We start from the raw sequence: 8234 nt of genomic DNA on the forward strand, positions 1-8234 counted from the left end.
CTCGTCCGTGGGTGTCGGCTAAGTTCATACCACTATAAGCTAGTACAATACTACCGACTACTGCTACTAATGGTTTAATAAACCCAAAGTCAATAGGTATGGGAAGTAAAAATAATGGCGCCAGCATTAAGTTAGCAACTAGCAAACCTACAATCAATCCGATTGCGCGCGTTATTATTGCTTCTGCGGGCATGTCACGAACTTGAGCTTCGAGACGGCGATACCCGGTTTGAATTCTAAGACCAATTGCACCACCAATAATGGCGGTAAATGCGGCAGTAACAAAGCGTAAAGCTTCTATATTGGAGACTCGACTTAGCGCCCCAGAGGGTAGTAAGTCGATACTAAAGAACCCTACCCCCGCTGCTGCCAGGATGAATGAGAAAATAATAATGGCATCTAGCATGTGGTTACACTGGTTTCCTGGTGTACAACTCAATTGAACTGAGTATTTCTCATTGGTCGCTTGTTACTGATATTAACAAAGAACCTCTGACAAAATTTATACTTACGTACTTACTAGAAAATTAAGATAATAGTATGTAAATATATTATAACTGAATAGTAATGCTGTTTATATTCTTTATCTTTTTGTTATTAAGCTATTAATAAATGTAAATTTACACTCATATTTCCTGTTTATTTAATAATTTATAAATCTTTGCAATTTAATTTGAATTTGATCCCCGAATGGGTAAACCCTAATGGACACAGAAGTATTTATATCCAGTATTCCACGGGCAGCTTACATACACGTTCCGTTTTGTCGGCGCCGATGCTTTTACTGCGATTTTCCAATTTCGGTAGTCGGAGACAAGCAACGCGGTGAAACTTCTAGCACGATTTCCCGTTACGTTGAGGTACTGTGTCAGGAAATTGCCCTTACACCAGTACAAAGTCAACCTTTGCAGACAATTTTTTTTGGTGGCGGTACTCCTTCGCTGTTATCTACAGAGCAGCTAAAGTGCATGATAACAATTCTTGAAGGCTCATTTGGTATTTCCCCAGACGTAGAAATTTCAATGGAAATTGACCCAGGTACTTTTGATTTAGAACATATTAAAGGTTATCGTAGTGCAGGTGTTAACCGCTTTAGCTTTGGTGTACAAGCATTTCAAGAAGAATTACTACGTTTGTGTGGACGTGCGCATACTGTCTCGGATATTTACGCTGCTGCTGACCTGATACATAAAGTCAATGTTCCTGAATTTAGTATTGATCTAATATCGGGTTTACCGAACCAAACTTTAGAGATGTGGCAAGAGTCTTTAGAAAAAGCTATTTCTTTGGCGCCTACCCATATATCTATATATGACCTCACCATCGAACCAGGAACTGCTTTTGGACGTTACTACCAACCTGGTGATGAACCTTTACCTACAGATGAAATTACAGTTCAAATGTACCGAATGGCGCAAAAAATCTTAACAGGCGCCGATTTTTCACACTACGAAATTTCCAACTACGCACAACCTGGACACCAATGTCGCCATAATCGAGTTTACTGGGAAAATCGTCCTTATTATGGCTTTGGAATGGGCGCCGCAAGTTATGTAGAAGGTAAACGCTTTACTCGTCCCCGTAAAACCAAAGAATATTACGCTTGGGTAGAAGCAGGTGCAGTAGTTGATTGCGAAGTAACACCATCATCGGAAGTGTTATTAGATACATTAATGCTAGGGTTGAGATTAGCTGAGGGAGTTAGTTTAGACAAAATAAAGCAAGAATTTGGCTCGGAGAAACAAGAAGAGATATTAAAGATATTACAGCCATATATTAATCAAGGTTGGGCTACAGTCGAAGCAAGAAGATTACGATTAACTGACCCAGAAGGGTTTTTGTTTTCTAATATAGTCTTAGCGCGCTTATTTGAGAAACTAGGAGAATAAATAAATGTATATAGGAATCCTAAATGGTTTTTGAAAAAATTTAAGTATCTGTAAGGTGGGCACTGCCCACCACATCTCCCACGATATTAAGGTCTTGGTGGGCAGTGCCCACCTTAAGTGTTAGTTCAAAAATCAAATAGGATTTCTATACAATTAATACTGTTATAGAAAAAGAAACACTTGCAATACTACTCGGTTAAGACATTTTTCTAAAGAGCGATCCCCCCAACCCCCGGGGGCTTTAAGAGTTTTTTCCCTCTTACTAAGGGGGTTAGGGGGGATCAAATTTCAAAACCTATGCAGTATTGGAAGCGCTTGTAAGCAAGATAATGTAAAATAGGAATTAATCAAAGGTTAAAAATATGACACTTGAAGAACTAAAAATACAGTTATTACAATTAAATCCAGGCGAAAAAGCAGAGGCAATACAAACTTTAACCAGTAGCCTAAGCAATGGTTCACGCTTAATTACTAAAACTGCTGGAGTCTGTGGTGGCGATGCGTGTATTAGCAATACTCGTCTTCCTGTTTGGCTATTCGTGAGCTTACGGCGCCAGGGTGCAACAGATGCAGAAATTTTAGAATTTTATCCTCATCTTACTGCTGCTGATTTAGTAAATGTTTGGGCTTATGCTGAAGCTTTTCCTCATGAAATTGAAACAGCACTTCAAGAGCAAGATGAAGCAATGGAACAAGAAATTTGATATATGGTAAAATTGTATGCTGACGAGCAATTTCCATTACCAGTTGTAGAGTTATTACGTTCATTAGGTCATGATGTTTTGACTGTGCAGGAAGCTGGAAATGCTGGACTTCCTGATTCTGATGTGTTAGCCTTTGCAACCAAAAATAAGAGAGTAGTATTAACGCAAAATCGACGTGATTTTTTCAAGTTGCATAATCAAAATCCTGCTCATACTGGTATTATTGCTTGCACAGATGATAAAAACTTATACAGGCTTGCTACACGTATAAATGATGCAATTTGTGCAGAAGATACTTTAGAAAGTAAGGTGATTCGAGTTAATCGTCCTGCAGTATAATACCACTCTATGATAATAATCTTGGGCAGTAGGTGCCGTGCGTTCTAACTTTATTAGCTTTTACCTAGTGTGTCTCTGTAGTAAATATAATTATATGTATTACACAGGCAAGATGCTTGTGCTACAACGCATCATATAATTTGGGTTTTTTATTATTAACTTTCTTGTATCGACTCAATTTCGGGTATTGAATTAGATAAATTACTTGGTAGATATTTTTTTAACGTCTCTAAAATCTTATCAGCAACAATAGGTTTAGTCAGAAAATCGGTTGAACCAAGAACTTTCGCGCGCATTCGGTCGAGTAGACCATCACTACGAGTTAATATAATTATAGGAGTTTCGGTAAAGCCTGAAATTCGGCGCAATTGCGAGCATATTTCGTACCCATTCACAACGGGCATAATTAAATCTAATAAAATTAAATCTGGTTTATGCTCAATTACCTTGGGTAAAGCTTGCACTGCGTCTTGAATTTTGAGAAATCTCATTCCGTTTGAGATAATTATTTGCTCTAATATTTGGCAAATTTGCAAACTATCGTCGATGCAGGCAATTAATGCACTGGTTGACTGTTTCTGTTGTGACTCTTGTAAAGGTATTTTTTCAGGACTGACGCTACCAGGAAAAGGTAAATCTGATACTGTTACAAGCTGAATCAACCCTTTTGATATATGCGGCAGTAAAGAAGCGGTTATTTTAGTAATATCTTGTTTTAGTAGCACTGATAAATCACGCAGTGTGTGTTTACCATTGACAAAAATTATTAAGTTATTGTATACTAATGGGCTAAAAATTTCTTTTAACTCCTCTGGCTTTTGAATTTGCGGCGCCAAATCAGGAAAGCAATTTTTTAACCCTGCGCTAGTCCAAGTTTTTAACTCATTTTGCGCGCGTTCAATAAATATATCTGTACTTGTAAATGTCACAGCTAAGTCTAAAATAACTTCCGAGTTACGAATACATATTAAATCATTGCTGGGCTGATATTGAATTAAATCGAAAAATAGTTCTTGAACAACACTTTCAGCAATGATTTCAATTTGCTTTGAATCTATTTGATTTCTTTTATCTAGTGCAATAATTGATTGGTAATCCCAATGTTCTAACGCCAAATCGATAGCACGAATTTTAATTTTACTGATATCAATATTTGGGCAATAATAAGCCATTAGCCGATACCAACGTCGGCATGGATGAATTCCTCCATTTGCCCAAATGATTCGACCAAACCTAAAGTAAAAGTTCCAGATGTTACCAGATGGTGATTTAATTATTAATTTACCGCTATATCTCAATTTGGTACAAGCTTGAAGTTCTTCAAACAAGTATTTACTGAGTGTTTGCGCTGAATGCATCATGATGCTTTAGCAGTATAAATACTGAGCTTATTAAATATAATTTTGTTTAAATTATAGCTAGTAATTAGTCAAAATAAAACTGTGGAAATTACTGAAAAATAGGAATACTTTATAATTTAAAAGCAATAGTATTAGTAGATTCCACATCAAGTTTAATAAGTGTCCGATTTGTCAAAAACTTTTAATGTATAATCATCAAGAGATAGTAAAGTATGAAATGAAATCAAATGTTCAATGTAAGATTAGCTTAATGCTAACTATTTAATATCTACCTAGAATGCCAGAACTACCAATTATTAATCAAAACCTCAATATAACAAAAAGAAAACTTCCTCACTGGGAATTAGATGGTTCAATATACCATATTATCTTTGTAACGTGGGATAGGCTTGAGCTAAATAATCCTGGTAGAAAAATAGTTTTAGATGCTTGTTTATTTTTTCATCTCAAAAGATATGATATTTTTACAATAGTTATAATGCATGACCACGCACATTTACTAATTCAACCTTGGAAAAAGTCTGAAACCGAATATTGGTCAATTAGCAAAATTATGCATAGTATTAAAAGTTTTACATCCAAACAAATACCCCAGGTGATGACACATATGGGTACAATATGGGCGCCAGAGTCTTACGACCGAATTATTAGAGATGAAGAGGAATTTTGGAACACTTGGGAGTATATTCGACAGAACCCTGTCAAAGAAGGTTTTTGTGCTGTCCCTGAAGAGTATCCTTACTTCTGGCAGTCAGATTGGGAAGCAAAACATGTAGGATAGGCGTCCCGCCTGTCCGACAAATGTAAATATCAACAGCAGGCAAGATGCCTACCCTACGTCATTTGGCATTTTGCTCAACCGTAGGATAGGCGTCCCGCCTGTCCGACAAATGTGAATATCAACGGCAGGCAAGGTGCCTACCCTACGTCATTTGGCATTTTGCTCAACCGTAGGATAGGTGTCCCGCTGTCCGACAAATGTGAATATCAACGGCAGATGCCTACCCTACGTGACGATTACGGCACGATTAACACGGGACACGGGGAAAGGTTAATTACCCGGTTGGTAACGCTATCGGTTAACCCTTCTTCGGTTAACCCCATTCCTCGACATCCCATGATAATTAGATTCGCTCCAACTTCATCAGCTACGTCGCAAATGGTAAACGCGGGTTTACCTTCACGTTCGATAACTTCGGTTGGAATGCTTTGCTGTTCAAACACTGCTTTGGCGTTTGCGAGTAATTTAGCTACTGCTTCGGGTGACTGCATTGGGTCTTTTGACTCACCATCGGTAGTTGGTTCTACCACCGACAACAGCACCAAACGACTTTTGTACGTTTGAACTACATTGACGACTACATCAGCAGCTTCGCGCGCTTCGCGACTTTGATCGATAGGAAATAATACTGTTTTGAACATAGTGTTCACTTCCGGCCCCCATGACTCGGTACAATCTTGATGGTTGTATTTATTCAAAACATAGCATTCAGACAATCAGGAGGTTGTGCCGTGTCGAAGAAATCTTTAGCAAATTTATCTGCATCTGACTTGTCTGGTAAGCGAGCATTTGTACGGGTAGATTTCAATGTGCCCCTTGATGATGCGGGCAATATCACGGATGATACACGTATCCGTGCGGCACTACCGACAATTCAAGATTTGCAAAGTAAGGGTGCTAAGGTAATCCTTGCTAGTCACTTTGGTCGTCCAAAGGGTGTTGATGACAAATTGCGTCTAACTCCAGTTGCGGCGCGTTTATCTGAGTTGCTGGGACAAGAAGTCGTTAAGTGCGATGATTGTATCGGTGATGAAGTCGGCGCCAAAGTTGGGTCACTGCAAAACGGACAAGTATTATTACTTGAAAACGTTCGCTTCTACAAAGAAGAAGAAAACAACGATTCCGAATTTGCCCAAAAATTGGCATCAAACGCTGATTTATACGTAAACGATGCATTTGGTACAGCGCACCGCGCCCACGCTTCGACTGAAGGTGTCACCAAGTATCTTAGCCCCTCGGTTGCTGGATACTTGATTGAAAAGGAATTGCAATACTTAGAAAATGCAATTGCAAATCCTCAGCGTCCCTTGGCTGCTATTATTGGTGGTTCCAAAGTATCGAGCAAAATTGGCGTTATCGAATCTCTGTTAGAAAAATGTGACAAGCTTATCATCGGTGGTGGGATGATTTTCACATTTTACAAAGCTCGTGGTTTGAACGTCGGTAGCTCGCTGGTTGAAGACGACAAAATCGAGCTTGCACGTTCTCTCGAAGCTAAAGCTAAAGAAAAAGGTGTAACTTTCCTACTACCTACCGACGTAGTTGTTGCCGATAAATTCGATAAAGATGCAAACTCACAAACCGTCAGCGTTGAGAATATTCCTGATGGCTGGATGGGTTTGGATATTGGACCTGACTCTGTGAAAGTTTTCCAAGAAGCTCTTGCTGACTGTAAGACTGTAATTTGGAATGGTCCAATGGGTGTATTTGAATTCGATAAATTCGCTGTTGGCACTGAAGCTATTGCCCATACCCTCGCTGATATTAGCAAAAAAGGCGCCATTACTATTATTGGTGGTGGTGACTCGGTTGCAGCAGTTGAGAAAGTTGGTTTAGCTGACCAAATGAGCCATATTTCTACTGGTGGTGGCGCCAGCTTAGAATTACTCGAAGGTAAAGTACTACCTGGTATCGCAGCGCTCAATGAAGCGTAAATAATAAGTGCTGAGTAAGTAGTGCTGAGTGCTGAGTAAGTTAAATAGTTAGGAGTTAGGAGTGAGGAGTTAGGAATTAAAATGTCAAACTCAAAACTCAGCACTCATCACTCATCACTCATCACTACTTACTCAGCACTCAGCACTCATCACTTTTTACTCTTATGCAACCAAAATGGCTAGGATGGACGCAAAAGTTACAGGCAATTGCTCAAAGTGGTTTGACTTTTTCAGAAAACCCTTTTGATGTCGAAAGATTTAAACAACTTCGGGAAATTGCAGCGGAAATTGCAGCGAGTTACACACAGGTAGAACATCAGTATTTATTAGATTTATTTTCACGTGAAGTCGGGTATGCCACACCAAAAATTGACGTGCGTGGTGTGGTTTTTCACAACAATAAAATTTTGTTAGTCAAAGAAAAATTTGATGGACTTTGGACACTTCCTGGTGGTTATGCGGATATTGGAGAATCTCCCAGTGAGTCTGTAACTAAAGAAATTCTTGAAGAGTCAGGTTATCAAACTCGCGCAATAAAAATATTGGCAGTGTACGACCGTGACAGACAAGGACACACTCCTTTTCCATATTATATGTATAAATTATTTTTTCGCTGCGAGCTGCTGGGTGGAAGTGCTGCGACAAGCATTGAAACCGATGATGTCGGATTTTTTGCAGAAGATGCTATTCCTAAATTATCTTTAGGAAGAATTTTACCGCATCAAATTACACGAATGTTTGAGCATTACCGCAATCCTTATTTACCTACAGATTTTGATTAATTCTTTTATCATGTTAAGACCTGGAGTTTAGAATAAAGCACGCGACCAACGGTGTGGCGCCAAAAAAGCTGTATAAATACAATATAAAGAAAAGATTAATTTTTTCTGATATGCTTTTGTCAATCGTGCTTATAGTGTGTGGAGCTTTCATGGCGATATCACGACTACCCGCACAAGTTAAGTTTAAATTGATACATTAAAACTATGAAATATAGAATACAGTAGCAAGTAGAGGTTAGTTATCATTAAAATAGTACATTTATACTAAAAGTGGATTACTTTTAGATGTAGTCAAAACCGCAGGAACACTGTTTTTAGAAGCTAAACTAGATTAGAAATATAGTTATTTTATTTAGACTCCAAAAAACAGCAGCAAAGCTAGCGCGACTTAATAGCAGCAAAACAAAGGTTCTTTATTATGGAAAAATTTGAGAAAAACGTATT

8 protein-coding genes and 1 pseudogene are annotated in these 8234 nt (G+C 38.4%); 6 read left to right on the plus strand and 3 right to left on the minus strand.

All coding sequences use genetic code 11. The annotated features are described in order from the left end of the window. Positions 1-406: pseudogene (locus tag AC2JBO_RS40595) on the minus strand (PIN/TRAM domain-containing protein); the annotation flags it as partial. Between the two features lie 298 nt (positions 407-704). Between AC2JBO_RS40595 and hemW the strand changes: the two are divergent. The 3 genes from hemW (at position 705) to AC2JBO_RS40610 (ending at position 2932) form a co-directional block, all read left to right on the plus strand. After that, positions 705-1889 (plus strand): radical SAM family heme chaperone HemW, encoded by a 1185-nt coding sequence (hemW, locus tag AC2JBO_RS40600; protein WP_496959296.1) that lies wholly within the window; start codon positions 705-707, stop codon positions 1887-1889. A 362-nt stretch (positions 1890-2251) separates the two neighbouring features. Further along, positions 2252-2593: a DUF433 domain-containing protein gene (locus AC2JBO_RS40605; protein ID WP_496959297.1), complete on the plus strand. Its 342-nt coding sequence runs from the start codon at positions 2252-2254 to the stop codon at positions 2591-2593. 3 nt (positions 2594-2596) lie between these two features. Further along, entirely contained in the window at positions 2597-2932 is a 336-nt protein-coding gene (locus tag AC2JBO_RS40610; protein WP_496959298.1) for a DUF5615 family PIN-like protein, read from the plus strand. Between the two features lie 155 nt (positions 2933-3087). On the opposite strand, the gene AC2JBO_RS40615 is transcribed toward AC2JBO_RS40610, so the two are convergent. Continuing rightward, positions 3088-4293, minus strand: a complete 1206-nt coding sequence (locus AC2JBO_RS40615; protein ID WP_496959299.1) for a response regulator — start codon at positions 4291-4293, stop codon at positions 3088-3090. A 277-nt stretch (positions 4294-4570) separates the two neighbouring features. Between AC2JBO_RS40615 and AC2JBO_RS40620 the strand changes: the two genes are divergently transcribed. Beyond that, the gene (locus tag AC2JBO_RS40620; RefSeq protein ID WP_496959300.1) at positions 4571-5074 is read left to right on the plus strand and encodes an REP-associated tyrosine transposase; all 504 of its coding nucleotides are present in this window, start codon (positions 4571-4573) and stop codon (positions 5072-5074) included. Positions 5075-5310: 236 nt separating this feature from the next. Here AC2JBO_RS40620 and AC2JBO_RS40625 read toward each other — a convergent pair whose 3' ends face one another. Further along, complete coding sequence (locus AC2JBO_RS40625) at positions 5311-5715, minus strand: universal stress protein (RefSeq protein ID WP_496959301.1); 405 nt, start codon at positions 5713-5715, stop codon at positions 5311-5313. 90 nt (positions 5716-5805) lie between these two features. Here AC2JBO_RS40625 and AC2JBO_RS40630 point away from each other — a divergent pair, with 90 nt between their 5' ends. Next, a complete protein-coding gene (locus AC2JBO_RS40630) occupies positions 5806-7008 on the plus strand; it encodes a phosphoglycerate kinase (protein ID WP_496959302.1) in 1203 nt (400 codons plus the stop codon). Between the two features lie 164 nt (positions 7009-7172). Then, entirely contained in the window at positions 7173-7790 is a 618-nt protein-coding gene (locus AC2JBO_RS40635) for an NUDIX hydrolase (RefSeq protein ID WP_496959303.1), read from the plus strand. The last annotated feature ends 444 nt before the right edge of the window (positions 7791-8234 follow it).

The organism is Calothrix sp. CBUCES-K 9914, from assembly GCF_059640475.1.